General features: G+C 71.4%; 20 protein-coding genes. 10 read left to right on the top strand and 10 right to left on the bottom strand.

Translation table 11 applies throughout. From position 1 onward, the window contains the following. Positions 1 to 30: 30 nt before the first annotated feature. From ACFPQ9_RS23955 to ACFPQ9_RS23965, 3 genes are read right to left on the bottom strand one after another with little or no spacing between them, the layout of a single operon-like run. A complete protein-coding gene (locus ACFPQ9_RS23955; RefSeq protein ID WP_380856755.1) occupies positions 31 to 681 on the bottom strand; it encodes a LuxR C-terminal-related transcriptional regulator in 651 nt (216 codons plus the stop codon). Positions 682 to 722: 41 nt separating this feature from the next. Further along, positions 723 to 2,003 (bottom strand): sensor histidine kinase, encoded by a 1,281-nt coding sequence (locus ACFPQ9_RS23960; protein ID WP_380856758.1) that lies wholly within the window; start codon positions 2,001 to 2,003, stop codon positions 723 to 725. Between the two features lie 10 nt (positions 2,004 to 2,013). Continuing rightward, positions 2,014 to 2,535 (bottom strand): hypothetical protein, encoded by a 522-nt coding sequence (locus ACFPQ9_RS23965; RefSeq protein ID WP_380856761.1) that lies wholly within the window; start codon positions 2,533 to 2,535, stop codon positions 2,014 to 2,016. A 261-nt stretch (positions 2,536 to 2,796) separates the two neighbouring features. On the opposite strand from ACFPQ9_RS23965, the gene ACFPQ9_RS23970 reads away from it, so the two are divergent. The 3 genes from ACFPQ9_RS23970 to nirD are packed head-to-tail and all read left to right on the top strand — an operon-like array spanning position 2,797 to position 6,958. Then, positions 2,797 to 4,008, top strand: coding sequence for an NAD(P)/FAD-dependent oxidoreductase (locus tag ACFPQ9_RS23970; RefSeq protein ID WP_380856764.1), 1,212 nt, complete (start codon positions 2,797 to 2,799; stop codon positions 4,006 to 4,008). Next, entirely contained in the window at positions 4,008 to 6,611 is a 2,604-nt protein-coding gene (nirB, locus tag ACFPQ9_RS23975) for a nitrite reductase large subunit NirB (protein WP_380856767.1), read from the top strand. Before ACFPQ9_RS23970 ends, nirB begins: the two co-directional genes overlap by 1 nt. Then, positions 6,608 to 6,958, top strand: a complete 351-nt coding sequence (gene nirD, locus ACFPQ9_RS23980; RefSeq protein ID WP_380856770.1) for a nitrite reductase small subunit NirD — start codon at positions 6,608 to 6,610, stop codon at positions 6,956 to 6,958. The genes nirB and nirD overlap by 4 nt, the downstream gene beginning before the upstream one ends. 44 nt (positions 6,959 to 7,002) lie before the next feature. Here the strand turns inward: nirD and ACFPQ9_RS23985 are convergent, their stop codons facing one another. From ACFPQ9_RS23985 to ACFPQ9_RS23995, 3 genes are all read right to left on the bottom strand, one after another. Next, the gene (locus ACFPQ9_RS23985) at positions 7,003 to 7,431 is read right to left on the bottom strand and encodes an excalibur calcium-binding domain-containing protein (protein WP_380856773.1); all 429 of its coding nucleotides are present in this window, start codon (positions 7,429 to 7,431) and stop codon (positions 7,003 to 7,005) included. A gap of 84 nt (positions 7,432 to 7,515) precedes the next feature. Continuing rightward, entirely contained in the window at positions 7,516 to 9,309 is a 1,794-nt protein-coding gene (locus ACFPQ9_RS23990) for a SulP family inorganic anion transporter (RefSeq protein WP_380856776.1), read from the bottom strand. Beyond that, positions 9,306 to 9,911, bottom strand: coding sequence for a carbonic anhydrase (locus ACFPQ9_RS23995; RefSeq protein ID WP_380856779.1), 606 nt, complete (start codon positions 9,909 to 9,911; stop codon positions 9,306 to 9,308). The genes ACFPQ9_RS23990 and ACFPQ9_RS23995 overlap by 4 nt, the downstream gene beginning before the upstream one ends. Positions 9,912 to 10,103: 192 nt before the next feature. Here ACFPQ9_RS23995 and ACFPQ9_RS24000 point away from each other — a divergent pair, with 192 nt between their 5' ends. The 4 genes from ACFPQ9_RS24000 to ACFPQ9_RS24015 all read left to right on the top strand — a co-directional run bounded on the left by ACFPQ9_RS24000 (position 10,104) and on the right by ACFPQ9_RS24015 (position 14,444). Next, positions 10,104 to 10,991, top strand: a complete 888-nt coding sequence (locus ACFPQ9_RS24000) for a response regulator transcription factor (RefSeq protein ID WP_380856781.1) — start codon at positions 10,104 to 10,106, stop codon at positions 10,989 to 10,991. Beyond that, entirely contained in the window at positions 10,988 to 12,475 is a 1,488-nt protein-coding gene (locus ACFPQ9_RS24005) for a sensor histidine kinase (RefSeq protein ID WP_380856784.1), read from the top strand. Before ACFPQ9_RS24000 ends, ACFPQ9_RS24005 begins: the two co-directional genes overlap by 4 nt. 243 nt (positions 12,476 to 12,718) lie before the next feature. Beyond that, entirely contained in the window at positions 12,719 to 13,876 is a 1,158-nt protein-coding gene (locus ACFPQ9_RS24010; protein ID WP_380856787.1) for an alkaline phosphatase PhoX, read from the top strand. 85 nt (positions 13,877 to 13,961) lie between these two features. Then, entirely contained in the window at positions 13,962 to 14,444 is a 483-nt protein-coding gene (locus ACFPQ9_RS24015) for an excalibur calcium-binding domain-containing protein (protein WP_380856790.1), read from the top strand. 65 nt (positions 14,445 to 14,509) lie between these two features. Here ACFPQ9_RS24015 and ACFPQ9_RS24020 read toward each other — a convergent pair whose 3' ends face one another. From ACFPQ9_RS24020 to ACFPQ9_RS24030, 3 genes are all read right to left on the bottom strand, one after another. After that, the gene (locus ACFPQ9_RS24020; RefSeq protein WP_380856793.1) at positions 14,510 to 15,301 is read right to left on the bottom strand and encodes a hypothetical protein; all 792 of its coding nucleotides are present in this window, start codon (positions 15,299 to 15,301) and stop codon (positions 14,510 to 14,512) included. 299 nt (positions 15,302 to 15,600) lie between these two features. Beyond that, complete coding sequence (ppdK, locus tag ACFPQ9_RS24025; protein ID WP_380856796.1) at positions 15,601 to 18,321, bottom strand: pyruvate, phosphate dikinase; 2,721 nt, start codon at positions 18,319 to 18,321, stop codon at positions 15,601 to 15,603. 407 nt (positions 18,322 to 18,728) lie between these two features. Beyond that, positions 18,729 to 19,925, bottom strand: a complete 1,197-nt coding sequence (locus tag ACFPQ9_RS24030) for an ROK family transcriptional regulator (RefSeq protein ID WP_380856799.1) — start codon at positions 19,923 to 19,925, stop codon at positions 18,729 to 18,731. A 121-nt stretch (positions 19,926 to 20,046) separates the two neighbouring features. Here ACFPQ9_RS24030 and ACFPQ9_RS24035 point away from each other — a divergent pair, with 121 nt between their 5' ends. The 3 genes from ACFPQ9_RS24035 to ACFPQ9_RS24045 all read left to right on the top strand — a co-directional run bounded on the left by ACFPQ9_RS24035 (position 20,047) and on the right by ACFPQ9_RS24045 (position 25,827). Beyond that, entirely contained in the window at positions 20,047 to 21,516 is a 1,470-nt protein-coding gene (locus ACFPQ9_RS24035; protein ID WP_380856802.1) for an MGH1-like glycoside hydrolase domain-containing protein, read from the top strand. Further along, positions 21,513 to 23,453: an amylo-alpha-1,6-glucosidase gene (locus ACFPQ9_RS24040; protein ID WP_380856805.1), complete on the top strand. Its 1,941-nt coding sequence runs from the start codon at positions 21,513 to 21,515 to the stop codon at positions 23,451 to 23,453. The genes ACFPQ9_RS24035 and ACFPQ9_RS24040 overlap by 4 nt, the downstream gene beginning before the upstream one ends. A gap of 814 nt (positions 23,454 to 24,267) precedes the next feature. Beyond that, positions 24,268 to 25,827, top strand: a complete 1,560-nt coding sequence (locus ACFPQ9_RS24045) for an alkaline phosphatase family protein (protein ID WP_380858629.1) — start codon at positions 24,268 to 24,270, stop codon at positions 25,825 to 25,827. 3 nt (positions 25,828 to 25,830) lie between these two features. Here ACFPQ9_RS24045 and dusB read toward each other — a convergent pair whose 3' ends face one another. Further along, positions 25,831 to 26,997, bottom strand: coding sequence for a tRNA dihydrouridine synthase DusB (dusB, locus tag ACFPQ9_RS24050; protein WP_380856808.1), 1,167 nt, complete (start codon positions 26,995 to 26,997; stop codon positions 25,831 to 25,833). Positions 26,998 to 26,999: the final 2 nt, after the last annotated feature.

Raw genomic sequence — 26,999 nt, forward strand, 5'->3', positions numbered from 1 at the left:
TGAGGAGCATCTGAGGTTCGCGGGGCCGGGTCAGGCGCGCGTGTCCTCCAGATATCTGAGCACCGCCAGCACTCTGCGGTGTCCCGTCTCCGACGGCGGCAGGTCGAGCTTGGTGAAGATGTTGGCGATGTGCTTCTCCACGGCCCGCTCGGAGACCGTCAGCGCGGTCGCGACGGCGTGGTTCGTGCGGCCCTCCGCCATCAGGGCGAGCACCTCGCGCTCGCGGGGCGTGAGCGCGTCCAGGGCGGTGGCGCGCCGGCTCGCGCCGAAGAGCTGGGCGACGACCTCGGGGTCCAGCGCGGTGCCGCCGGCCGCGACCCGCTCAAGGGCGCCCACGAACTCCCCGATGTCGACGACCCGTTCCTTCAGCAGATACCCGAACCCGGCGGGGTCGGTGAGCAGTCGGGCGGCGTGCGCGGTCTCGACGTACTGCGAGAACAGCAGGACCCCGAGGCCGGGGTGCTCGCGCCGCAGCCGCAGGGCCGCGCGGACGCCCTCGTCGCTCTGGGTGGGCGGCAGCCTGATGTCGACGACGGCGACGTCGGGGGCGTGTGCGGCGACGGCGGCCAGGAGCGCCTCGGCGTCGGACACGGCGGCGGCGACCTCCACGTCCCTGAGCTGGAGGAGTTGCACGAGCCCGTCGCGCAGGAGCGCGGAGTCCTCGGCGATGACGACGCGCATGCGGCTCCGATCGGCGGTGGGGGGTGGTCCGTGGGGCCGAGTCAGGCGCGGGGCAGCTCGACGGTGACCACCGTAGGCCCTCCCGGCGGGCTGTCGCAGGTGAGGGTGCCGTCGACGGTGCGCACCCGGGCCAGCAGCCCGGTGAGTCCGGAGCCCGCGCCGATCACCGCGCCGCCCCGGCCGGGGTCGGCGACGCGCAGGCGCAGCGGGCCGTCGTGGGCGGTGACGGTGATCGTGGCCGTGTCGGCGCCGCTGTGCTTGGTGGCGTTGGCGAGGAGTTCGGCGGCGCAGAAGTAGGCGATGGACTCGACGGCGGGGGTGGGGCGGGTGCGGATGTCGGTGCTGACCTCGACGCCGAGGGCGCTGTCGGCGGCGAGGGTGGCGAGCGCCGCGGGCAGGCCCTCGTCCAGTACCGGCGGGTGGATGCCCTTGACCAGGTGGCGCAGGTCGGCGATGGCCTGGGTGGCGTTGGCGCGGGCCGTGTCGACGGCGGCGAGGACACGGTCGCGGTCGGTGTCGGCGGTGACCAGTTCGTGGATCACGGTCAGATGCATGGCGAGGCCGACGAGCCGGGCCTGGGTGCCGTCGTGCAGGTCGCGCTCGATCCGGCGCAGGGTGGCGGCGGCGTCCTCGACGGCGTGCGCGCGGGTCTCCTCCAGGGCGCGGATCCGGCGGTCGGCGGCGCTCGGGCCGAGCAGCGCCGTCAGCAGCAGCCGGTGCGGGGTGAGGGCGTGGCGCAGTAGGGCGGGGGCGACGGCGAGCAGCAGCAGTCCGGCCGTGACCGGGATCAGCCAGCGCGGCCAGCTGTCGACCTGATAGCCGAAGAACTCCAGCGACACCCGCGTCACCGAGCCGTCGGCATGGTGGACGGTCCGGTTGTTCAGGTGCTTGAGCAGCGGGTGCAGGGTGAACAGGGCGCCGTATACGTATCCGGCGAGGACGGCCGCCAGTGCGAGGACCGCGGTGAACGGCGTCGACAGCGCGCAGGCGACGGCCCGCCAGCCCACCCGCTCGCCGAGCAGCGCCCGCCGCCGGCCCAGCACCCCGGCGCCGCCCGGCGGGGCGGGCTCCTCGATCTCCACTCCGAGCAGCCCGCGGGCCAGGCCCCGCTGCACCGCGCCCAGCGCCAGCGCCCCGCGCACCGTCCCGGCGATCAGCCACAACCCCAGCGTCGTCACGGACAGCGCCCCGCCCAGCGCCAGCCCGACCAGGACCAGGACGAAGCCGACCAGCGCCGGCGGGAAGGCGATCACCGCGTACAGCAGGGCGGCCAGGGCGCGGCGGCCGAAGGTGGCGGCAGCGAGGGAGCGGAGGCGGTTCACAGCGGCCAACCTAGGCGAGGGCCGTACGGGCCCAGCGGAGCTGGAGCCCGGTCAGCGCGCGTACGACGCACGGCATGAGCAGCAGGAAGCCGAGCCCGCCGACGATCGCGTGGAACGCCCAGGCCCCGGCGAACGTCGGCCCGCCCCACGCGCCGGCGGGATCGCCGCCCGCGCGCAGGGGCCAGCCCAGGTTCATCGGCACGATCGCCCAGCCGTACAGCGTGACGAGGGCGCTGAGCAGGTTCAGCGGCAGCGCGCCCAGCGCGTGCACCAGGCCGGCGCGCGGGCCGCCGTGGCCCCGCTCACCGAGGTCGGCACCGAGCAGCCGGTGCGCGAGCTCCCGCTGCCAGCGCCCCGTCGGCAGCCCGGCCAGGCCGAGGGGGACGCACACCGCGCCGACGGGGAGGGCGGTGAGCGCGTACGCCGTCCGCCGCCACGTCCGCGCGGTGAACGGCTCGCGCACGAGCCGCCACACCCATACGGCGGCGGCGTCCCGGCCGACCGGTCCCCTCTCGCGAACGAGGTCCCTCACACGTTCCCCCTGGCATGAGCCGCTGAAAGCCGACGCCTCCAGGCTCCCGTCCCCCCGGGTCGTATGCGATGGGGACTGCACGGAGACCGGGGGTACGGTTCACCCCACCCCCGGCGCATCTCCACGGCCCGGCCTCACAGCCCGCCCCCACCGCGCCCTTCGAACCCTCACACCCGCCCCCCGGACTCGCTGAGGGCAGCGTTCCTCGTGGGAAACAGAGGTGATGCGGTCGGGAAACACCGGCACCGCACGCTCCTTTGCATGACCTCGAATACGCGTGTGGTGGTGATCGGCGCCGGACTCGCGGGCGTACGACTCGCCCGGCGGCTCGGCGAGCTGGGCACGCCCGTGACGCTCGTCGGCGACGAGGAGCACCGCCCGTACAACCGGGTGCTGCTCGCCGAGGTGCTCGCCGGACGGTACAGCCCCGAGGTGATCGCCCTGCCGGCGCCCGCGGAGCTGACCCGGGGCCGGGTCACCGGCATCGACCGCGAGATGCGAGCCGTACATCTCGCGGACGGGTCGGAGATCGCATACGACACCCTGGTGCTGGCCACCGGCTCCAACGCGGTGCTCCCGCCGCTGCGGGGTCTGTTCACCCCGGATCATGAACTGCCGGAGGGCGTCCACGCCTTCCGCACCATGGACGACTGCCTGGGCCTGTCCAAGGCGGTACGGCCGGGGGCGCGGGCGGTCGTGATCGGCGGCGGGCTCCTCGGGGTCTCCGCGGCCCGCGCGCTGGCGCTGCGCGGCGCGCAGGTCGTGCTCGCCCAGCAGTCCGAACGGCTGATGGAGCGTCAGCTCGACCCGGCCGCCTCGAAGCTGGTCCGGCGCCATCTCACCGACCTCGGCGTCGAGGTCCACACCGACCTGCGCGTGCGGGACGTGCGCTGTGTCGGCGGCGCGGTCCGCTCGGTGGAGATGGCCGACGGCTACGCCCTCGACGCCGACCTCGTGGTCCTGGCCTGCGGCGTCCACCCGCGCGCCGGCCTCGCCAAGGAGGCGGGGCTCGCCGTGCACAAGGGCATCCTCGTCGACGACGAACTCCGTACCTCCGACCCGCACATCCGGGCCGTCGGCGACTGCGCCCAGCACGACGGGACGGTGTACGGGCTGGCCGCGCCGGCACTGGAACAGGCCGACGTCCTCGCCGAGTCGCTGGCCGGGGACAGTGCCGCCCGCTACACCGGCACGCGTGCGCTGACCCGGCTGACGCTGGCCGGGGAGGGCTTCTTCGACCTCGCCGCGTTCGGCGAGACCGAGGCCCGGCCCGGCGACGACGTCGTGCAGCTCACCGACGCCACGCGCGGCACCTACCGCAAGGTCGTCGTCCGTGACGACCGCCTGGTCGGCGGGGTCCTCGTCGGCGAACTCGGCACCGTCGGCGCGCTCGCCCGCGCCTGGGAGGGAGCAGAGCCGCTCCCCGACGACGCCCCTCTGCTCCACCTGCTCACCAACGATGGAGGCTCCTGATGACCGCCACCCCGGAGGCCACGGAGGCCACCCCCACGATCGTGCTCGTCGGCCACGGCATGGTCGGCCAGCGCTTCCTGGAGGCGCTCGCCGAGCGCGGCCTGACCGCCACGCACCGCGTGGTCGTGCTGTGCGAGGAGCCGCGTCCGGCGTATGACCGCGTGGCGCTGACCTCGTACTTCTCGGGGAAGACGCCCGAGGACCTGTCCATGACGGACATGGAGTTCATCGAGACGCACGGCATCGAGCTGTACGTCGGCGACCCGGCCGTCTCCGTGGACCGTGAGGCGAAGAGGGTCACCGCCCGCTCCGGTGAGGTCTTCGAGTACGACACGCTCGTCCTCGCCACCGGCTCCTACCCCTTCGTGCCGCCGGTCCCGAACAAGGACGCCACCGGCTGCTTCGTCTACCGCACGATCGACGACCTGCTCGCGATCGAGGAGTACGCCAAGACCCGCACGACCGGTGCCGTGGTCGGCGGCGGACTGCTCGGCCTGGAGGCGGCCGGTGCGCTGAAGGGTCTCGGACTGACCTCCCACATCGTGGAGTTCGCGCCCCGGCTGATGCCCGTCCAGGTCGACGAGGGCGGTGGCGCGGCGCTGCTGCGCACCATCGAGGACATGGGTCTGACCGTGCACACGGGGGTCGGCACTCAGGAGATCGTGACGGACTCCTCGGGCGCCGTCACCGGTATGAAGCTGTCCGACGGCTCCGAACTCGCCACCGACATGGTGGTGTTCAGCGCCGGTGTCCGCCCCCGCGACCAGCTGGCCCGCGACTGCGGCCTGACGGTCGGCGAGCGCGGCGGCATCACGGTCGACGAGCAGTGCCGTACGGTCGCCGACCCGCGCGTGTTCGCGATCGGTGAGTGCGCGCTGGCGGCGGACGGCCGGGTGTACGGCCTGGTGGCCCCGGGTTACGAGCAGGCGGAGACGGCGGCGGCGACGATCGCGTCCGACGAGGCGTCGTTCGTCGGCGCGGACCTCTCCACCAAGCTGAAGCTGCTCGGCGTGGACGTGGCGTCCTTCGGCGACGCGCACGGCGCCACCGAGGACTGCCTGGACGTCGTGTACTCCGACTCCCGCGCGGGCCTGTACAAGAAGCTGGTCATCGGCCGCGACGGCACGCTGCTCGGCGGCATCCTGGTCGGCGACGCGGAGGCGTACGGCACGCTGAAGGCGTTCACCGGCTCGGTCCCGCCGGTGTCGCCCGAGTCGCTGGTGCTGCCGGCCGGCGCCGGTGCGCCCACCCAGCTCGGCCCGTCCGCGCTGCCGGACGAGGCGATCATCTGCTCCTGCAACAACGTCACCAAGGGCACGATCCGCGGCGCGGTCACCGACCACCAGTGCACGACCGTGCCCGAGGTGAAGAAGTGCACCAAGGCCGGTACGACCTGCGGCAGTTGCGTCAAGGTCCTCGGCCAGCTGATCAACGCCGAGCTGGAGGCGTCCGGCGTCGAGGTCGACAAGGGCCTGTGCGGCTGCTTCGGGCAGACCCGCGAGGAGCTCTACGAGATCGTCCTCGCCCTGCGCATCAACACCTACCAGGACCTGCTGGACCGCTACGGCCGCGACGGCGCCCGGGGCGGCGACGGCTGTGAGATCTGCAAGCCGGCGGTCGCCTCGATCATCGCCTCCCTCGCTCCGACGATCGGCGCCAGCGGCTATGTCCTGGACGGCGAGCAGGCGGCCCTCCAGGACAGCAACGACCACTTCCTCGCCAACATCCAGAAGAACGGCTCGTATTCGGTCGTACCGCGGATCGCCGGGGGTGAGATCACCCCGGAGGGGCTGATCGTGATCGGTGAGATCGCCCGGGACTTCGGCCTCTACACGAAGATCACCGGTGGCCAGCGCATCGACATGTTCGGTGCACGTGTCGAGCAACTCCCGCTCATCTGGGCCCGGTTGGTGGACGCCGGCTTCGAGTCGGGGCACGCGTACGGCAAGTCGCTGCGCACCGTGAAGTCCTGCGTGGGCCAGACCTGGTGCCGCTACGGCGTCCAGGACTCGGTGCGGATGGCGATCGACCTGGAGCTGCGCTACCGAGGGCTCAGGTCGCCGCACAAGCTCAAGTCGGCGGTGTCGGGCTGCCAGCGGGAGTGCGCGGAGGCCCAGTCGAAGGACTTCGGCGTGATCGCCACGGCGGGCGGCTGGAACCTCTACGTCGGCGGCAACGGCGGCGCGACCCCGCGCCACGCGGACCTGCTGGCGCAGGACCTCTCCGACACGGAGCTGATCCGGCTGATCGACCGCTTCCTGATGTTCTACATCCGCACCGCGGACCGCCTGGAGCGCACGAGCGTGTGGCTGGAGCGGATCCCGGGCGGCCTGGACCACGTGCGTGACGTGGTCGTCGAGGACTCCCTCGGCATCTGCGAGGAGCTGGAGTCGCTGATGGCGGCCCACGTCGCCAACTACCGCGACGAGTGGTCGGAGACCATCAACGACCCCGAGAAGCTGGCCCGCTTCGTCTCCTTCGTCAACGCCCCCGACACCCCCGACCCGGTCGTCGGCTTCGTCCCCGAGCGCGACCAGATCAAGCCCGACCTGCCGCTGCTGACCATCGGCTCCCGCCCCCTGGAAGGAAGCGCCCAGCGATGACCCTGGCACCCGAGACCACCGACCTGAAGATCCAAGTACGGCTGGACGAGGACTGGTTGACGGTCTGCGACCTGACCCGGCTGCTCCCGGGCCGCGGTGTGGCGGCCCTGCTGCCGGACGGCGGTCAGGTGGCCCTGTTCCGCGACCGTGCCGGACAGCTGTATGCGATCGACAACCGCGACCCGTTCTGCGGCGCGGCGGTCCTCTCCCGCGGCCTGACCGGCACCCACCAGGGCCGCCCGTTCGTGGCCTCGCCCCTGCTGAAGCAGCGGTTCGACCTGGAGACCGGGCAGTGCCTGGACGACGAGTCGGTGCGGATCACTACGTACGAGGTACGGGCCTCGTAGGGGCCCGTCTCAAGGCTCGTAGGGGCTCGTCCTCAAGAGAGAGGTCAGCGGCTCGCGCGCCGTCGGTGGACCGCCAGCAACACCCCGCCCCCGGCGAGCAGGGCCGCGCCGCCCGCCGCCAGGTACGGGGTGTTGTCGTCGCCTCCGGTCGCGGCGAGGTCGGTGTCGTTGCCGTCCTCGCCGGCCGCTTCGCCGGAGGCCGACCCTTCCTCCGCCGCCCCTTCCCCTGCCGCCTGTTCGTCGGCGGGGACGAAGTCGGACGGTGGGTTGTCGCAGCCGAGGCCGTCGCCGTCCCGGTCCAGATGGGAGCCGTAGTGCTCATCGTTCGCAGGGATGTCGGAGTGCCCGTTGGCGTACGCCTCGGTGCAGTTCTCGAACGGGTGGGCACCGTCATGGGCGGCGGCGGTGGACGGCAGTGCGGCCAGCGCCAGCGCGGCGACGACGATGGCGCCGGGCTTGCGAAGCAGGTTCACGGGGAGTCCTTCCCTGGTCGTTCACGAGGTGACGAACGTAGCCAGGGGCCGCTGATGCGGTGGAGTTATGAAGGACCCGTGATGCTAACGTGACGTGACCGGAGGGTAGCTCTCCGCGTAGGTGTGCATCGGATCCGCGTGACCGTCGGAGAGCGGGCCCGTGTCCAGGTAGAACCACTCGGCGTCCGGGCCGGGAGCCGACGGTGGCGTGAGGGGCGGCTCCGGGGCGGGCATCGCGGCGGCCGGTGCCTCCGTCCTCGCCGGTCCCGGCATCAGCAGCTCCACGCGCAGCCCCAGCCCCCGCTGCTGCGCGGTGAACTCCTCCACCTGGTTGCGGCACGCGTGGTCCAGGTGCGTCACACCGGTCAGGTCCAGACGGATGCGCGGCTTGCCCGAGGCGGCGGCGTTCTCCAGCGCCTCGATGACCTGCGGCAGCCGCAGGAAGGTCGCGTTGCCGGCCATGACGACCTTCGCGGTGTCCTCCTCGATGTGCTGCCGGATCACCGTCTGCGACATGCGCAGCGCCGCCAGCACGATCCCGGCCGCAAGACCGATCAGGACGCCCTCCAGCAGTGCCGTGGCCACGATGACCAGCGTCGTCACCGTCATCACCACGAACTCGCCGCGGTCCTGACGCCACATCTTCGGGAACTCCTCCGGCGCGAACAGCTTCCAGCCGCTGTGCACGAGGACGCCGGCGAGCACCGAGATCGGGATCAACGCAAGGACCTGCGGCAGCAGCAGCGCGAAGGCCAGCAGCCACAGGCCGTGCAGGGTGCGGGAGAGCCGGGTCTTCGCGCCTGCCTGGACATTGGCCGAGCTGCGCGCCACGACCGCCGTGATCGGCAGGGCGCCGAGGATGCCCGCGATGGTGTTCCCGGCGCCCTGGGCGATGAGTTCCGTGTTGTACCGGGTGCGCGGGCCGCTGTGCATCCGGTCCACGGCGGCCGCGGTGAACAGGCTCTCCGCGGAGGCGATCACCGTGAAGGTGAGGATGGAGGTGATGATCGCGGTGTCGGCCAGACCCGCGAACTGCTCCGCCCCCGGCACCTGCACCGACGCCAGCAGATTGCCGACCTGGAGCGTCTTCACGTCCACGCCGGGCAGCGCGGCCACCACGATGCCGATGGCGACCGCGACCAGCGCGGCCGGGATCCGCTTCACCGGGCCCGGCGCCTTCTTCCACACGAAGCTCAGCACGATCGTGACGATGCCCAGCAGCGTGGCGATCATCGCCTGCGGGTCGGTGAGGATGTCGGCGAACAGGCCCGGGATCCCGGCCATGTTCTCGATCGGCGTGCCGGGCGCCTTGGCGTCGGACATCGGGTACGCCTGACTGAACATCAGCGGCAGCCCGATACCGGCCAGCATGCCCTGCACCACGGCCAGGGAGATCGCCTGGAACATCCGGCCGAGGCGTACGACGCCGAGGACGATCTGGAGGATGCCCGAGAACAGGACGATCACGCCGAGCATCGCCAGGCCGTGCTCCAGCACCGTCTCCGCGACCAGCGCGGCGAGCCCGGCGGCCGGCCCGCTCACCTGGAGCGTGCTGCCCCGGACCGCACCGACGACCAGGCCGCCGATCACGCCGGAGATGATGCCGAGTTCGGCGGGGACACCGGAGGCCACCGCGACGCCGATGCACAGCGGCAGGGCGACGAGGAAGACGACGAGGGAGGCGGTGATCTCGTTGGCGAGGTCGGGCCGCGCACCCGCCGCCTTCGCCGGTGACGCGCCCCCGGCCTTCGCCGACCGCGCGCCTCCCGCCTTCGTCTGCCGCTCGCCCCCGGCCCGCGCCGACTGCGGCCCCGCGGCCGCCGCCGGCTCCCCGCTCCCCCTGCCGCGAGTCCGCCCGCGCGCATGTGCCCCGCTCATCCGGTATGCACCCGGAACCGGCCGTCACCCTCCAGCTCGTGCACCTGCCCGGTGTCGACCTCGTAGTACCAGCCGTGCAGCCGCAGCCGTCCCCCGTCCAGCCGCTGCCGCACCACCGGGTAGGTCGACAGGACGGCGAGCTGGTTGACGACATTGCCCTGCGCCACGTCCGGCAGCGAGGGGTCGTCGGTGGCGGTGGTGAGGACCGGCGCCAGTTCAGGGCGGGCCAGCTGGAGCCAGGCGTCGACACCGGGCAGCGCGGTCAGGTCGTCACCGGACTTCAGCGCGCCCATGGCACCGCAGTGTGAGTGACCGCACACGACGATGTCCTGAACCCCGAGCACCTCCAGTGCGTACTCGATGGTGGCGGCCTCCCCGGACGCGCCGGGACTGCCGTACGGCGGCACGATATTTCCCGCGTTGCGCAGCTCGAATATCTCTCCGGGCCGGGCACCGGTAATCAGTGCGGGTATGACCCGCGAGTCCGAGCAGGTAATGAAGAGCGCCTCGGGATATTGCCCCTCGGCCAGTTTCCGATATGCGTCGCTCTCGAAATCGACCCTGCGCCTGAACGAACGGGCACGGTCCAGCAATGCCTTCAACGATGCCTCCTCAGCTGGGAGTTCAACCAGTTCACAGCACCGTAGAGGAGTGCACACCAGAGGAAGGTTAAGTAAAGGCCAGAGCGCGTACAGCAATTGGACATTCTTTGTCGCAACGCCAGGCAAGCGCTTGTTACTTGTAGCGTGTGTACGTCAGGGCAGAGAATGCAAATTCACGGAGAGACAGGACGCATGGGCATACGAGTGCTGCTCATCGAGGACGACGAGACGATCGCCGAACCGCTGGTCGAAGGACTGGCCCACTTCGGGCTGACGGTGCATCACGTGACCACCGGGGCGGAGGGGTTGAGAAGCGGGTACGGCGATGTCGTCCTGCTCGACCTCGGGTTGCCGGACATGGACGGCATCGATGTGTGCCGGGGCATCCGGCAGGTCTCGGACGTGCCGGTCATCATCCTGAGTGCGCGGGGTGAGGAGGCCGACCGGGTGCTGGGCCTGGAGCTGGGGGCGGACGACTATCTCGCGAAGCCGTTCAGCATCCGGGAGCTGGTGGCACGGGTGCGCGCCGTGACCCGGCGGACCCAGCGGACGGAGACGGCGGCGGAGACGCCGCGTACGGAGGCTCCGGGCGATCCGGAGCGTTTCGAGACGGCGGCGCCGGACCGTGGCCGCACGGAGGCGCTGGTGGAGCGGCTGCGTGCCGGGGCGCTGGCGGAACGGGCGGCCGCCCCGCCGCCCGCCGCACCCTCGTACGAGGCCGAGTCGCTTCCGCCGTACGACGACCCGACACCCCGCCCCTCCTACCCGCCCGGCCCGTTGGTCGTGGACCGCCGCACCCGTCAGGTCTGGGTCGGCGAGATCCCCGTCACCCTCACGCCGAAGGAGTTCGAGCTGCTGGCGCTGCTGACCGAGGATCCGGGTGCGGTGTACTCCCGGCAGCAGATCCTTGACCGGGTGTGGGACCCGCACTACGAGGGCCCGACCAAGACGCTGGACGTCCATGTCGCCTCGCTGCGGCGCAAGCTGGGCGACCCGGCGTGGATCCAGACGCTGCGCGGGGTCGGCTTCCGGCTGGCGGTGCAGACCGAGCCGGGCGGGCAGCAGGTGCCCTCGCCGTGACCCGCAGGCTGCTGCTCAGCTACCTCAGTCTCGCCGCGCTCGTGCTGCTGTGCCTGGAGATCCCGCTGGGCTTCGTGTACTCGCGCAGTGAGCGGGAGCGGGTGGTGAACGCGGCGAAGGACGAGGCCGAGTCGGTCTCCGCGTACGCCTCGCTGTCGCTCAGCGCGGGCCGTGCCGAGCGGGATCTGCCGCACCGCGCGGTGCACTGCGCCCAGCGCATCGGCGGCAAGGTGGTGATCGTGGACGCGGTGGGCACGCTGCTCGCCACCTCGCATCCGCGGGCCGCCGTCATGTCGTCCGACCTCGCCTCGCGCCCCGGTATCGCGGCCGCCCTTCGGGGCGCCTCCACGGTGGACGTGCGCACGTCGACCATCGGCGGGGTCGAGTACCTCTCGGTCGCCGCGCCGGTCCGGCACGCCACGGGGTTGCAGGGCGCCGTGTGGCTGACGCTGCCGACCCGGACGGTGCACGAACGGGTCCATCGCGTGTGGCTGGTGCTGGCTCTGGTCGGGCTCGGGGTGCTCACGGCCGTGGCGGTCGTGGGGTTCGCCATCGCCCGCTGGACCGGCCGGCCGATCCGCGAACTGGAGCGGGCCACCCATGAGTTGGCCGAAGGCGGGCGGGCCACGCCGGTGACGATGACGAAGGGCCCGCCGGAGGTGCGCCGGCTGGCCACCGCGTTCAACCGTACGGCCGCCCGGCTCGCCCATCTCCTCGCCGCCCAGCGCGCGTTCGCGGGCGAGGCCTCGCACCAGCTCAAGACGCCGCTGGCGGCGTTGCGGCTGCGCCTTGAGAACCTGGAGCCGAACGTCTCCGACCGTGGCCTCGGCAGCCTCACCGCCGCCGTGACCGAGACGGACCGGCTCTCCCGGATGGTCGAGGGGCTGCTGGCGATGGCCCGTCTGGAGGAGGACTCCGCGACGCCCACCCAGGTCGACGTGGGCGCCGTCTGCGCGGAACGGCACCGCACCTGGCTGCCGCTCTTCGAGCAACAGCGGGTCTCGCTGGTGCTGTTCGCGGGCAGTGTGGGCCCGGTCCTCGCGGTGCCGGGCGGTGTCGAGCAGATCGTGGACAACCTGCTCTCCAACGCCCTGCGCGCCTCCCCGCGCGACTCCACCGTGACGATGGAGCTGCGGCTGCACGTCCCGGCCCGGCGCGCCCTGCGGGACGCCCGCCCCGCCTGGGTCGACCTGCACATCACCGACGAGGGCCCCGGCATGACCCCGGAGCAGCGGGACCGGGCCTTCGACCGGTTCTGGCGGGCGCCGGGCGCCCCCAAGGGCGGTACGGGTCTCGGCCTGTCCCTGGTCCAGCGCCTGGCCCACGCGAGCGGCGGAGAGGCGAGCCTGCACGCGGCGAGTTCGGGCGGCCTGGACGCGGTGATCCGCCTGCCGTCGGCGGACCCGCCGCGCGAGGGGCACGGCCCGGGCGGCGACAAGGTGCCCGGTCAGCGCAAGCGGGTGGTGCCGGCGTTGCGTGCGTGAGCGCACGAGGGCGGGGATACTCAGGGGGCGCACACTGGTAGCGGCACTCCGGGGAGCGTACGCGGGTGGCACTCAGCTGAGCGCTCGTCAGCAGCGCACAGTCAGCACCCGGGTATGCCGTCCGTCGGTCATGCGTTGGCCACGGTCCGTCCACCATGCGCCCCTAGTTTCCATGCCGCCCCCCCCAGGCACGACCCCTGCCGCCGACCGGCGGCGGGGCGGTCTCCACCTCTTGGAGTGAGAGTGGAACGTCGTAATCTGCTGCGTGCGGCCGTCCTCGGCGGTTCTGCCGCCGTCTTCGGCGGAACCCTGTGGCGCGGTGCCGCGTACGCCGCGCCCGCCCAGCCCGGCCCCGGCCCCTACGGGGCGCTGGGCTCCCCCGACGCCAACGGCATCAGACTCCCCAGCGGCTTCACCAGCCGCGTCATCGCCCGCTCCGGCCAGACGGTCTCCGGAACGTCGTACACCTGGCACAACGCCCCTGACGGCGGCGCCTGTTACGCGGACGGCAGCGGCTGGATCTATGTCTCCAACTCGGAGATCAACCCCTCCGGCGGCGCGAGCGCGGTCAAGTTCTCGTCCTCGGGCGCGATCACGGCCGCGTACCGCATCCTTTCGTCCACCCGGCAGAACTGCGCGGGCGGCAAGACCCCGTGGAACACCTGGCTGTCCTGCGAGGAGGTGTCCCTCGGCTTTGTCTACGAGACCGACCCGTGGGGCACGAACCCGGCCGTGCAGCGCGCCGCGATGGGCCGCTTCAAGCACGAGGCGGCCGCCGCCGACCCGGTGCGCAAGGTGATCTACCTGACCGAGGACGAGAGCAACGGCCGCTTCTACCGCTTCGTCCCGACGACCTGGGGGAACCTGTCGTCCGGCACCCTCCAGGTGATGGTCGCGGGCAGTGCCACGTCCGGCTCCTTCACCTGGGCGAACATCCCCGACCCGGACGGCTCCCCGACCGCCACGCGCTCCCAGGTCTCGGGCTCCAAGTCCTTCAACGGCGGCGAGGGCTGCCACTACGCCGACGACACGGTCTGGTTCACGACCAAGGGCGACAACCGGGTCTGGCAGCTCAACCTCACCAACAGCACCTACGAGTTGGCGTACGACGACTCCCTCGTCAACGGCACCGCCCCGCTCACCGGCGTCGACAACATCACCGGGGCCTCCTCCGGTGACCTGTTCGTCGCCGAGGACGGCGGCAACATGGAGATCTGCGTGATCACCCCGGACGACGTGGTCGCCTCGTTCCTGCGGATCGACGGCCAGTCCGGCTCGGAGATCACGGGCCCTGCGTTCTCCCCCGACGGCACCCGTCTGTACTTCTCCAGCCAGCGCGGCACCAGCGGCAGTTCGTCGGGCGGCATCACGTATGAGGTGACGGGCCCCTTCCGCGCATAGCGGTCACGAAACAGACACACCACCTGCACACTCCGTCGCGAAGCAATACGGTCATCCCCTCACGCAACACCAGTGGGGGGATGACATGACCCATCCGTACACCTCGGCACCCATGCCACCGCAGCCGCCGCTGCGCCCGGCCCCGAAGTGGGCCCGCAAACGCTATGTACTGCCCGCCCTCGCCCTGGCCTTCCTCATCGGCATCGGCGCGGGCGGCACGTCCGGCGAGAAGACCGACGAGGCACAGCCCGCGGCGGCATCACCGCGGCCCACGGTGACCGTCACCACGACGGCGCAGGCTCCCGACCCCGAGCCGGCGCCGACGGTCACCGCCACCAAGACGGTCAAGGTCACCAAGACGGTCACCGCCACACCGGCGCCGGACACAGTCGCCGACTCCGACTCCGACTCCGACGTCGGCTCCGGCTCCGGCTCGTCCGACGCGGACGTCTACTACGCCAACTGCTCCGAGGCCCGCGCGGCGGGCGCCGCCCCCGTCCACCGAGGCGAACCCGGCTACGCCTCCCACCTGGACCGGGACAACGACGGGGTGGGCTGCGACAGCTGACGGTGCCTCGGTGCCCGCCCGCCGCGGTCGCGGTCGCGGCGGGCGGGCACTTCACCGGCCCCGGCTCACTTCACATCGACGAAGTCGGCCCAGCCGGTCGTGGGCGTGGTGAGGCTCGTGCCCGCGAAGTCGTAGCGGTAGGCGCCGTCGGCCGTCGCCGGCACGGTGGCCGTGGCCCAGCCGTTGCGGTCGGTCTTGATCTTCTTCAGCGTGACGAAGGGGCCGCTCGTGCCCTTGCGGTACTGGAGCAGCACCTGGTGCCCGATGAGGGGCACGTCCTTGCGCGTCTCCCAGCCGGCGACGGTCATCCGGGCCTTGACCGTGAGGTTCTTGCCCTTCGTCACCGACTGCGGGGTGGCGACGGTCTGGGACACATAGGTCTGGCGCTTGATGCGTGCGAGGTAGGCGCCGTCCCCGCGGGTGACGTTGCCGGCGCCGTCGGTGGCCACGGGGGTGATGGTCCAGACACCGGCGAGGGCGTTGCTGCGGAGGTTGACGTTCGGGTCGGCGGTCACGAGGGCTTCGCAGTAGGAGGTGATCTCGTTGAGCTTCGAGCAGTGAGCGCCCGCGGTCAGGACTCCGTCGGCCGTCGCCCGGTCCTGCCCGTGCCACAGTTCGTACGACACGCTCTGGACGCCGGAGGGGTCGGTGACCGTCGCGGAGACCGAGAACACCCTCTTCTGTGCGGCCGCGACGCCGACGGTGTAGTCACGGTTGTGGTTGACATCGATGTTCCAGAACTTCGTGCCCGCGTCGTCCTGACCGGCCCCGGCGGCGGGCACGGCGAGAGCGGCCACCCCCAGGACGGCACTGAAGGCGGCGGCGGTGGCGATGACGGCAGTGGCGCGTCTGCGCATGGTGTTCGGTTTCCCCACGCTCGATGAATTGGATGTTGACTTCACCCGCGTCAGACAGGGGGAACATCCGGGTGGTTGTGCCCCCGGACCACCCCACCCCACCTCTTAACCCTGCCGTCGCCCCGGGTTGCCGGAATCACGGGTTGCCGTCCAACTTCCATCGCGCTCAACAGCCGAATACGGGAGAGGGCGGCACCCCCGCACAGGGTGCCGCCCTCTTTTCGTGCACCGGAGTCGCCGCCCATCGGTCTTGAGGGTCGGGGACGGGCGACGACTCCGGAGTATTTCGGCCGTGTCGGCTATCGGTGGTCGCTGCCCACCGACTGGGAGGCCGCGCGGCCCGCCTCCAGGCGCGCCACCGGGATGCGGAACGGCGAGCAGGAGACGTAGTCGAGGCCGACCTCGTGGAAGAAGTGCACCGACTCCGGGTCGCCCCCGTGTTCGCCGCAGACGCCGAGCTTGAGGTCGGGGCGGGTGGCGCGGCCGGCCTCGGCGGCGAGCTTCACCAGGGAACCCACGCCGTCCTTGTCGATCGTCTCGAAGGGGGAGACTCCGAAGATGCCCTTCTCCAGGTAGGCCGTGAAGAACGAGGCCTCCACGTCGTCGCGGCTGAAGCCCCACACCGTCTGGGTGAGGTCGTTCGTGCCGAAGGAGAAGAACTCCGCCGCCTCGGCGATCTGACCGGCGGTCAGCGCGGCGCGCGGGAGTTCGATCATCGTGCCGATCGACAGCTTCAGCTTCGTACCGGTCGCCGCCTCGACCTCCGCGATGACCTGGTCGGCCTCCTCGCGGACGATCTCCAGCTCCTGGACGGTGCCGACGAGCGGGATCATGATCTCGGCGCGCGGGTCGCCCTTGGCGTTCTTGCGCTCGGCGGCCGCTTCCGCGATCGCGCGGACCTGCATCGTGAACAGGCCGGGGATGACCAGGCCCAGGCGTACGCCGCGCAGACCCAGCATCGGGTTCTGCTCGTGCAGCCGGTGGACGGCCTGGAGGAGGCGCAGCTCGTTCTCGTGGGGCTCCTGGCGGGACTCCGCCAGGGCCACGCGGACCGAGAGCTCCGTGATGTCGGGGAGGAACTCGTGCAGCGGCGGGTCGAGGAGACGGACCGTCACCGGCAGGCCGTCCATCGCCGAGAACAGCTCGACGAAGTCCTTCTTCTGCAGCGGCAGCAGCTCCGAGAGGGCCGACTCGCGCTCCGCCTCGGTGTCGGCGAGGATCAGCTTCTCGACCATCTCGCGGCGCTCACCGAGGAACATGTGCTCGGTGCGGCACAGGCCGATGCCCTGGGCGCCGAAGCGACGGGCACGCAGCGCGTCCTCGGCGTTGTCCGCGTTCGCCCGGACACGGAGCCGGCGCTTGCGGTCCGCGAAGGCCATGATGCGGTGGACCGCCTCGACCAGCTCGTCGGCGTCCTGGGCGCCCGCGTGCATCCGGCCCTCGAAGTACTCCACGACGGGGGACGGGACGACCGGGACCTCGCCCAGGTAGACCTTGCCGGAGGACCCGTCGATCGAGATGACGTCGCCCTCCTCCACCACGTGTCCGCCGGGGACCGTCATGCGGCGGCGCTTGGTGTCGACCTCCAGCTCCTCCGCGCCGCAGACGCAGGTCTTGCCCATGCCGCGCGCCACGACGGCCGCGTGGGAGGTCTTGCCGCCGCGGGAGGTGAGGATGCCCTCGGCCGCGATCATGCCGTCCAGGTCGTCGGGGTTGGTCTCCCGGCGGACCAGGATGACCTTCTCGCCCGAACGCGACCACTTGACCGCGGTGTACGAGTCGAAGACGGCCTTGCCGACCGCCGCACCCGGCGACGCCGCGATGCCCCGGCCGACCTGCTCGACCTTCGCCTCCTCGTCGAACTTGGGGAACATCAGCTGCGCGAGCTGGGCGCCGTTGACGCGCTGGAGCGCCTCCGCCTCGTCGATGAGGCCCTGGTCCACGAGCTGGGTGGCGATACGGAAGGCAGCGCCCGCCGTGCGCTTGCCGACGCGGGTCTGGAGCATCCACAGCTGACCGCGCTCGATCGTGAACTCGATGTCGCAGAGGTCCTTGTAGTGGTTCTCCAGCGTCTCCATGATCTGCATCAGCTGGTCGTACGACTTCTTGTCGATCGACTCCAGCTCCGCGAGCGGCACGGTGTTGCGGATGCCCGCGACGACGTCCTCGCCCTGGGCGTTCTGGAGGTAGTCGCCGTAGACGCCCTGGTGGCCGGAGGCGGGGTCACGGGTGAAGGCGACGCCCGTACCGGAGTCCGGGCCGAGGTTGCCGAAGACCATGGAGCAGACGTTGACGGCCGTGCCGAGGTCGCCGGGGATGCGCTCCTGGCGGCGGTACAGCTTGGCGCGGTCGGTGTTCCACGAGTTGAAGACCGCCTCGATGGCGAGGTCCATCTGCTCGCGCGGCTCCTGCGGGAAGTCCCGGCCGGCCTCCTTCTTGACGATCTTCTTGAAGGCGGTGACCAGCTTCTTGAGGTCGGCGGCCTCCAGGTCGGTGTCGACCGTGACCTTCTTGGCCTCCTTGGCCTTGTCGAGGGCCTCCTCGAAGAGGTCGCCGTCGACACCGAGGACGGTCTTGCCGAACATCTGGATGAGGCGGCGGTAGGAGTCCCACGCGAACCGCTCGTCGCCGGCCTGCTCGGCGAGGCCCTTCACGGACTTGTCGGAGAGTCCGATGTTGAGAACCGTGTCCATCATGCCGGGCATGGAGAACTTGGCGCCGGAACGGACCGAGACCAGAAGCGGGTTGTCGGCCTGGCCGAGCTTCTTGCCCATGCGGGACTCAAGGGCGTCGAGGTGCGCACTCACCTCGTCACGCAGTGCCGCGGGCTCCTCGCCGCTGTCGAGGTAGACCTTGCAGGCTTCTGTCGTGATCGTGAAGCCCGGGGGAACGGGAAGCCCCAGGTTGGTCATCTCGGCGAGGTTGGCGCCCTTGCCACCCAGGAGGTCCTTGAGGTCCTTGTTTCCCTCGGTGAAGTCGTAAACGAACTTCGCTACGTGGGGATCTTTGTTTTCCGACACGGTCTCGACTCCCTCGAGGACGTGGTGGCTGCCCTGACGGCGAGGAACATACCCAGATCGAAGGCGCCTGGGTACGTCTACTCACGCGTCATGCGCCTGTAACCACCCGTCCGCCAGTGGATCGAAAGTCAAGGCTTGGCAAGCCGTGACGGGCTGATGTTTTCACTTCTTGAACGCAAGAGCGTCGACAGGTGCGGTTTCTTGCTCGTATGAGCGGCCTTACCGCACGTTTGATTTCGATCGATGAACGATCAAGGGGTGGCACCCAGTGCCACCCCTTGGAGAAGTGCAGCCGCTCAAGATCCGCTCATCTGAGCGCAACCCTTATCAAGGGTGGCGAGAATCACGCTGCCACAGCCGACGGGATTTCACCATGCGGACCGGTCCTCGAAACGGAAACGCGGCTGTCACACACCCAGCGCGACCAGCCGATCTTCGACCCGCTCGGGTGCGTAGAGATGCTCCACGACGAGCGCCCCGGCCCCGATCAGCCCGGCCCGCTCCCCCAGCCGCGAGGTCACCACGTCCAGATGAGCGGTGGAGCGTGGCAGCGCCCGCTGGTACAGCAGCTCCCGCACCCCGGTGAGGAAGGCCGTCCCGGCCAGGTCCCCGGCGATCATCAGCACTCCGGGGTTGAGCAGCGTCACCACGGTCGCCAGTACGTCCCCGACCTGCCGCCCGGCCTCCCGGGCCAGCGCGGCCGCCCCCGGGTGCCCGGCCGCGAGCAGATCCCGTACGTCCGAGCCGGAGGCCGCGGGCACCCCGTCCTCGGCCAGCCGCCGGGCCACGGCACGGCCGGAGGCCACGGCGGCCAGACAGCCGTAGGAGCCGCAGCGGCACAGCGCGTCGGCGCCGATCCGGATGTGCCCGATGTCGCCGGCGCCCCCGTCGATGCCCCGGTAGACCGAGCCGTCCACGACGACTCCGGCTCCGATACCGGTCGACACCTTGACCAGGACGAAGGCGGAGCAGTTTGGGTATCCGGTGCGCTGTTCGCCGTAGGCCATGAGGTTGGCGTCGTTGTCGACGAGGACCGGCACAGCGGCGGCACCGGTCTCCTCGCCGAAGGCCCGCGCCAGCCGGCCCGTTATGTCGTAGCCGTCCCAGCCGGGCATGATCGGCGGCTGGACGACCCGGCCGGTCACGCTGTCCACCGGACCCGGCACCGCGAGCCCGATGCCGCACACCTCCTCGGCCGGCCGCCCGGCCTTCACCAGCAGCTCGGCGAACCAGCGCCCGAGGTCGCCCAGGACCGCCTCCGGACCGTCCTCGACGACCAGGGTGCCGCTGTGCTCGGCGAGGATCTCGCCGGTCAGCGACAGCACGGCGGCACGCGCGTGCCGGGTCTCCAGGTCGGCGGCGAGGACGACGGCGTGGGCGTCGTCGAACTCCAGGGTGATGGAAGGGCGCCCGCCCAGCGGGGAGTCCACCGGACCGCCGGCTCCTTCGCGCAGCCAGCCGGCCCGGAAGAGGCGGTCGAGACGCTGGCCGACGGTGGCACGGGACAGCCCGGTGGCCTGTTGAAGTGCTCCGCGTGTGACGGCCCGTCCGCTCCGCACCAGCTCGAGCAGTTCCCCGGCGCTCGCCTGACCCCGTGCGCTCATGCACACCCCCTTGTGTTTCTCAAGCTTGCATTACATATTGGGTTTTGCGTGTTAACTGGACGTAACTCTATGGTGGCACCGACCGAACCGGTCGGCCGGACGTCTTTTCGGGGAGTCCCGAGTGGATCGCACTGCCCAACTCACCGCCCTCCGCGCGGACCGTGACATTGCATACGATCCGCCGCCGGAGGCCGGTTCCCCGCATGCCGGGGCCGCCCGCGTGCTGGAGGCCAACTGGACCGGCACCTCGACGGTGCCCTCGCGCGGTCTGTACCCGCACCAGTGGTCCTGGGACTCGGCGTTCATCGCGATCGGCCTGCGGCACGTCTCGCCGTTACGGGCACAGACGGAACTGGAGACACTGCTCGACGCCCAGTGGGGTGACGGGCGCATTCCGCACATCGTCTTCAACCCCTCCGTGCCGCTCGACGCCTACTTCCCGAGCCCGGACTTCTGGCGCTCCTCGACCGCCGGACGGCCCGCCGGCGCCCCGCGCACCGTACAGACCTCCGGCATCGTGCAGCCACCGGTGCACGCGCTGGCCGCCTGGCTGGTGCACCGCGCCGACCCGGGGCTGTCCCGGGCACGCGGTTTCCTCTCCCGGGTGTATCCCCGCCTGGCCGCCTGGCACCGCTATCTGCTGCACCGGCGCGACCTCGGCGGCGCCGGCCTCGCCTCGGTCGTGCACCCCTGGGAACAGGGTATGGACAACAGCCCGTGCTGGGACGCGCCCCTGCACCGCGTCCCGCCCGCGCCCACCCGCTCCTTCCGCCGCGCCGACCTCGACCACGGGGCTGCCGAGGACCGGCCGACGGATCTGGACTACGGGCGCTATGTGCGGCTGGCGGCGGACTACCGGGACGGCCGGTACGCGGACGGGCCGGGGCTGTTCGCCGTCGAGGACCCGGCCTTCAACGCCCTGCTCATCGCCTCCGAGCACGCGCTGGCCGGCATCGCGCGGGAGCTGGGGGCGACGGGCACGGCCCGGCACGCCCGCGCCGAACGCCTGACGTCGGCGCTGATCGAGCGCATGTGGGATCCGGCGAGCGGGATGTTCCTCTGCCACGACGTGCGGGCGGGCGAGCTGATCCCCGAGCGCGGCGTCAGCGGCCTGATCCCGCTCCTGCTGCCCACGCTGCCGCGCGACATCGCCGCCGCCCTGGTCCGCACGGCGCACGGCCCGCACTTCGGCCTCGGCCGCTCGACCCGCCTCGTCCCGTCGTACGACCTCCTGGGCGAAGCCTTCGACCCGCACCGCTACTGGCGGGGCCCGGCCTGGTTCAACACCGGCTGGCTGCTGGAGCGGGGCCTGCGCACACACGGCGAGCGGGACCGTGCCGACGCCCTGCGCGAGGCGATGCTCGACCTCGCCGTCGCCTCCGACTTCGCCGAGTACGTCGATCCGTACACCGGCGAGGGCTGCGGCACCACGCGCTTCAGCTGGACGGCGGCGCTCACGCTCGATCTGCTGCACGGCTCCGATCTGCCGCACGGCTCTGATCTACCGCACGGCTCCGATCTGGCGCACGACTTCGGTCTGCCGCACGACTTCAAGCAACCCATGGACTCCAAGGGAGGGAACCGGGGATGACGGATCGTCATCATCTGCTCGTGTACGGGGGGACGTTCGCCGCCGTGGGCGACGCCGGCGACATCAGCGGCGTACGGGCCGCCGGCTCTCCGGAGGGGTTATTCGTACGCGACGCCAGGCATCTCAGCCGCTGGCAGCTCACCGTGGACGGAGCGGTGCCCGAGACGCTCTCGCCGGTGGCCGACGGTGACACGGCACGCTGTGTGCTGGTCCCGCGCGGCGGGCGCGACGAGCCTCCGGCGTACACGCTCTTCCGCGAACAGGCCGTCGGTGACGGCTCGTTCATCGACGAGATCCGGGTGACGAGCAACCGTCCGGTGCCGACGACGATCCGGCTCGCGCTGACGGCCGACGCCGACTTCACCGACCAGTTCGAACTGCGCTCCGACCACCGCACCTACGCCAAGTCCGGCGCCAAGCGCCACCGTCAGGTCCTCGACCACGGCGTGGAGTTCAGCTACCGGCGCGGCGAGTGGCGTTCGGTGACGACCGTGACGGCCGAACCCGCGCCCGACGCCGTCGAGGAGACCGGGACCGGTGCCCGCAGGCTGGTCTGGGCCCTGGATCTCGCACCGCACGGCACGGCGGAGCTGACCCTGCGCGTGATGGCCCGCCCGCACGGCGACAAACGGGCCCTGCGCGTACCCCGCTCCCCCGCCTCCCTCTCCGCCCAACTCCTCGCCCAGGAAGGCGAGTTCGTCGAGGGCGTGGCCTTCCCGACGGGCTGGCCCGAGCTCGCCGCGGCCTGTGCGCGCGGCCTGGCCGACCTGGCCGCGCTCCAGGTCCCGGCGACGGGCCCCGACGGCGAGGAACTCCGCGTACCGGCTGCCGGCGCCCCCTGGTTCCTGACGCTGCTGGGCCGAGACGCCCTGCTCACCTCGCTCTTCGCCCTGCCCTACCGGCCCCGGCTCGCCGCGGCCACCCTCCCCGCGCTGGCGGCCACGCAGGCGACGGCCCGGACGGGAGCCGACGCGGTCTCGCAGCCCGGCAAGATCGTGCACGAGGTCCGGCACGGCGAGCTGGCGCACTTCGGGCAGGTGCCGTACGGCCGTTACTACGGCTCCGTGGACGCGACACCGCTGTTCCTGATCCTGCTCGGCGCGTACGTGGAGCAGACCGGCGAGGTAGATCTGGCCCAGCGCCTGGAGCCCCACGCCCGAGCGGCGATCGGCTGGATGCTGAACCACGGCGGCCTCACCACCCGCGGCTATCTGGTCTACCGCGCCGACCAGGGCGGCCTGGCGAACCAGAACTGGAAGGACTCCCCCGGCGCCATCTGCTCCTCCGACGGCACCCGTCCGGCCGGCCCGGTGATGGCGGCGGGCGCCCAGGGGTACGCGTACGACGCCCTGCGCCGCACGGCGTGGCTGGCCCGTACGGTGTGGCAGGACGGGACGTACGCGGCGCTCCTGGAACAGGCGGCGGCCGATCTGCGCGACCGGTTCCAGCGGGACTTCTGGATGCCGGAGCACTCCTTCCCGGCGCTGGCGCTGGACGGGGCGGGCCGCCAGGTGGACGCGCTCGCGTCCGACGCGGGGCATCTGCTGTGGTCCGGGCTGCTGGACAAGGAGTACGGCGAGTTGGTGGGGCGCCGGCTGCTGGAGCCGGACTTCTTCTCGGGCTGGGGCGTCCGCACGCTGGCCTCCGGGCAACCGGCCTACCATCCCCTGTCCTACCACCGGGGGTCGGTCTGGCCGCACGACAACGCCCTGGTCACCCTGGGCCTGGCCCGCTACGGCCTGCACGACGAGGCTCGCACGGTGGCCAACGCGCTGGTCGACGCGGCGACGACGACCGGGCACCGGCTGCCGGAGGTTCTGGCGGGGTACGGCCGCGACACCCATGCGGAGCCGGTGCCGTACCCGCATGCGTGCGAGCGCGAGTCCCGGTCGGCGGCGGCACCGCTGGCGCTGCTGACGGCGGTGGGCGGAGCGTAGCCCGGCTCCGCCTTCGGCGGATTCGTCTTCCCACCCGCACCACCCGTGCGACTTTCGTCGCCGGGTGCGGGTGGCCCCGCGGGGCGAATTCGCCGAAGGCGGGTGACCGGCTTCAGTGCAAGTAACCCCTGCGGGGCGCATTCACCGGTCCGCGAGCGACGGCCCCGGTGCAGGTCGCCCCTGCGGGGCGCATCCGCCGTCGGCGAGTGACCGGCTTCAGTGCAAGTAACCCCTGCGGGACGCGTTTCGCCATCGGCGCGCGACCGTCGTGGGCCTGTTGGCCTGGGGTTTGCCGGGTGTTTGCCCAGCGCTGGGGCGGAGTGGGTGAACAAAGGCCGAGGTGGGACCGTACGTGGAGATGGCGGGCCCCCAGCCTCCCCAGCGCGGCCCGCCACACCACTCCAGCAGGGGCCTCGCACGGAAGGACCTTCGGGTGCCTGTCTTCACGCGCTTTCGTCAATTGCCGGGTACGAACGATGACTTGGCCGAGGACACGCCCGACGAACCCGCGGCCGCCGGCGGCGACGAGCCCCCGCAGGGGCCACCCGCACCCGACGACGAAAGTGCCACCAGTGGTGCGGGAGGGAGCAAACCGGCCGAAGGCGAAGCTGAGGACACGCCCGGCGAACCCGCGGCCGCCGGCGGCGACGAGCCCCCGCAGGGGCCACCCGCACCCGACGACGAAAGTGCCACGGGTGGTGCGGATGGGAGCACGTCGGCCGAAGGCGGAGCCGAGGACGAGTCACCCCGGCGCCCTTACCTCCGCTGGACCCTCACCCTCCTCTCCGCCGCCCTCATCTACCTCTGCCTCCAGATGCCGAACACCCTCGGCAACCTCAGGCTCCGAGAGTTCACCCGCCTCCCCGCGGAGGCGATCATCGGCGCCGCGGTCCTCCTCGGCCTCCCCCGCCGCCCCCGCATCATCACCGCGGCCACAGCAGGCGCGGCCCTGGGCGCCCTCACCCTCCTCAGCCTGCTGGACATCGGCTTCAACGAATACCTCGGCCGGCACTTCAACATCGTCCTGGACTGGGAACTCCTCGACGACGCGACGTCGTACATGGAGGACTCCATGGGCGACACGACCACCGTGCTGCTCACGATCGGCGCCATACTCCTCGCCGTACTCCTGACGGCCCTCGTCGCCCTGGCCACCGTCCACGTCGCCAACCTCCTGGCCCGGCACAAGGCGGACGCGTCCAAGGGCGCCCTGATCGCCGGCACCGTCTGGATCACCTGCACGGCGTTCGGCCTCCAGATCGCCGGCGTGCCGATCGCCGCCGACCACACCGCGGGCGTGGTCAAGGTGCACGCCCGCCGGGCGATGGACACCCTGCGCGACGAGGCGCAGTTCGCGAAGGACGCGAAGGCCGACACATTCGGCGGCACCCCGCCCGCCCAGCTCGTCCCCGACCTGCGCGGCAAGGACGTCATCTTCACCTTCATCGAGAGCTACGGCCGCAGCGCGATCGAGGACCCCGAGATAGCCCCCGGCGTCACCGGCACGCTCGACAGCAGCGCCGAGGCGCTGGCGAAGGCCGGCTTCCACGCCAAGAGCGGCTGGCTGACGTCGGCGACGTTCGGCGGCAACAGCTGGCTGGGCCACTCCACCACCCTGTCCGGCCTGTGGATAGACAACCAGCAGCGCTACCGCACGGTCATGGCCAGCGACCACCTCAGCCTCACCAAGGTCTTCCAGAAGACCGGCGAGTGGGACACGGTCGGGGTGATGCCCGGCGTGCAGAAGAGCTGGCCGGAGCAGAAGTACTACGGCCTGGACAAGGTCTACAACGCCTTCCAACTCGGCTACAAGGGACCGAAGTTCAGCTGGTCGACGATGCCCGACCAGTACGCCCTGGAGGCCTTCCAGCGCCAGGTGCACGGCAAGAAGCGTGACAAGGACCTGATGTCGGAGATCATCCTGACGTCCAGCCACCAGCCCTGGGCGCCGATCCCGAAGCTGGTCGACTGGGACGACCTGGGTGACGGCTCGGTCTTCAAGTCCATCCAGAAGGCGGGCGTCAAGCCGGCGGACATCATCTCCGACTCCACCCGCTCCAAGCAGGAGTACGGCAAGTCCGTCTCGTACTCCGTCACCAGCCTCACCCAGTGGCTGGAGCGCTACGGCACCGAAGACACCGTCCTCGTCTTCCTGGGCGACCACCAGCCGATGTCCCGGGTCAGCGGCGTCAGGGCCAGCCGGGACGTGCCGATCTCGATCGTCGCGAAGGACCCGAAGGTGCTGGACAAGATCGCCGACTGGAACTGGACGGACGGCCTCCAGCCCGCGTCCAAGGCCCCCGTGTGGAAGATGGACTCCTTCCGGGACCGGTTCCTGACGGCGTACGGCTCGACGCCGAGCGCGTCGCAGTAACCCTCAGCCGCCGGAGGTGTCCAGCTCCGCGTCCTCGCTCACCCCGGCGCAGTCGTACGGGTCCTTGAGCCAGCCGTCCGGCAGCACCACCCGGTTGTTGCCGGACGTACGGCCGCGGGGGCCGTCGGCGCCGGTGGGCCAGGGCTGGTCGAGGTCCAACTCGTCCAGGCCGCCGCGCAGTTCCGCGAGCGAGGAGGTGATGGCGAGCCGCTTGCGCATCTCGGAGCCGACCGCGAAGCCCTTGAGGTACCAGGCGACGTGCTTGCGGAAGTCGATGACGCCGCGTGCCTCGTCGCCGATCCACTCGCCGAGCAGTGCGGCGTGCCGGACCATGATGTCGGCGACCTCGCGCAGGGTCGGCCGTGCACTGCATCCATCAGTGCCTCCGGCACGGGCTTCCGTACGTTCTTCGAAGACCGCGACCAGGTCCGAGAACAGCCAGGGCCGCCCCAGGCAGCCGCGCCCGACCACGACCCCGTCGCAGCCGGTCTCGCGCACCATCCGCATCGCGTCCTCGGCCGACCAGATGTCGCCGTTGCCGAGCACGGGGATCTCCGGCACATGCTCCTTGAGCCGCGCGATGGCGTCCCAGTCGGCGGTGCCGCCGTAGTGCTGGGCGGCGGTGCGGCCGTGCAGCGCGATGGCGGTGACGCCCTCCTCGACGGCGATCCGTCCGGCGTCGAGGTAGGTGATGTGGTCGTCGTCGATGCCCTTGCGCATCTTCATCGTGACCGGCAGGTCACCGGCCCCGCTGACCGCCTCCCGCAGGATCGCCCGCAGCAGGTTCCGCTTGAACGGCAGCGCGGAGCCGCCGCCCTTGCGGGTCACCTTCGGGACCGGGCAGCCGAAGTTCAGGTCGATGTGATCGGCGAGGTCCTCCTCCGCGATCATGCGGACGGCCTTGCCGACGGTGGCGGGGTCGACGCCGTACAGCTGGATCGAGCGCGGCTTCTCGGTCGCGTCGAAGTGGATCAGCTGCATGGTCTTCTCGTTGCGCTCGACCAGCGCCCGGGTCGTGATCATCTCGCTGACGAACAGTCCCTTGCCGCCGCTGAACTCCCTGCACAGGGTGCGGAAGGGCGCGTTCGTGATCCCGGCCATGGGGGCCAGGACGACGGGCGGCTGGACGGTGTGCGAGCCGATCTGCAGGGGCGAGGCGGTCGTGGGCATTC

The sequence above is a fragment of the Streptomyces coerulescens genome, assembly GCF_042657965.1.
Lineage (GTDB): Bacteria > Actinomycetota > Actinomycetes > Streptomycetales > Streptomycetaceae > Streptomyces > Streptomyces coerulescens.

Bases quoted from the DNA above. Each gene is read 5' to 3' on its own strand.
- ACFPQ9_RS23955 (WP_380856755.1), bottom strand. From the start codon at position 681: ATGCGCGTCGTCATCGCCGAGGACTCCGCGCTCCTGCGCGACGGGCTC.
- ACFPQ9_RS23970 (WP_380856764.1), top strand. From the start codon at position 2,797: ATGACCTCGAATACGCGTGTGGTGGTGATCGGCGCCGGACTCGCGGGC.
- nirB (WP_380856767.1), top strand. From the start codon at position 4,008: ATGACCGCCACCCCGGAGGCCACGGAGGCCACCCCCACGATCGTGCTC.
- nirD (WP_380856770.1), top strand. From the start codon at position 6,608: ATGACCCTGGCACCCGAGACCACCGACCTGAAGATCCAAGTACGGCTG.
- ACFPQ9_RS23990 (WP_380856776.1), bottom strand. From the start codon at position 9,309: ATGAGCGGGGCACATGCGCGCGGGCGGACTCGCGGCAGGGGGAGCGGG.
- ACFPQ9_RS24000 (WP_380856781.1), top strand. From the start codon at position 10,104: ATGGGCATACGAGTGCTGCTCATCGAGGACGACGAGACGATCGCCGAA.
- ACFPQ9_RS24015 (WP_380856790.1), top strand. From the start codon at position 13,962: ATGACCCATCCGTACACCTCGGCACCCATGCCACCGCAGCCGCCGCTG.
- ACFPQ9_RS24020 (WP_380856793.1), bottom strand. From the start codon at position 15,301: ATGCGCAGACGCGCCACTGCCGTCATCGCCACCGCCGCCGCCTTCAGT.
- ACFPQ9_RS24030 (WP_380856799.1), bottom strand. From the start codon at position 19,925: ATGAGCGCACGGGGTCAGGCGAGCGCCGGGGAACTGCTCGAGCTGGTG.
- ACFPQ9_RS24040 (WP_380856805.1), top strand. From the start codon at position 21,513: ATGACGGATCGTCATCATCTGCTCGTGTACGGGGGGACGTTCGCCGCC.
- ACFPQ9_RS24045 (WP_380858629.1), top strand. From the start codon at position 24,268: ATGCCGAACACCCTCGGCAACCTCAGGCTCCGAGAGTTCACCCGCCTC.
- dusB (WP_380856808.1), bottom strand. From the start codon at position 26,997: ATGCCCACGACCGCCTCGCCCCTGCAGATCGGCTCGCACACCGTCCAG.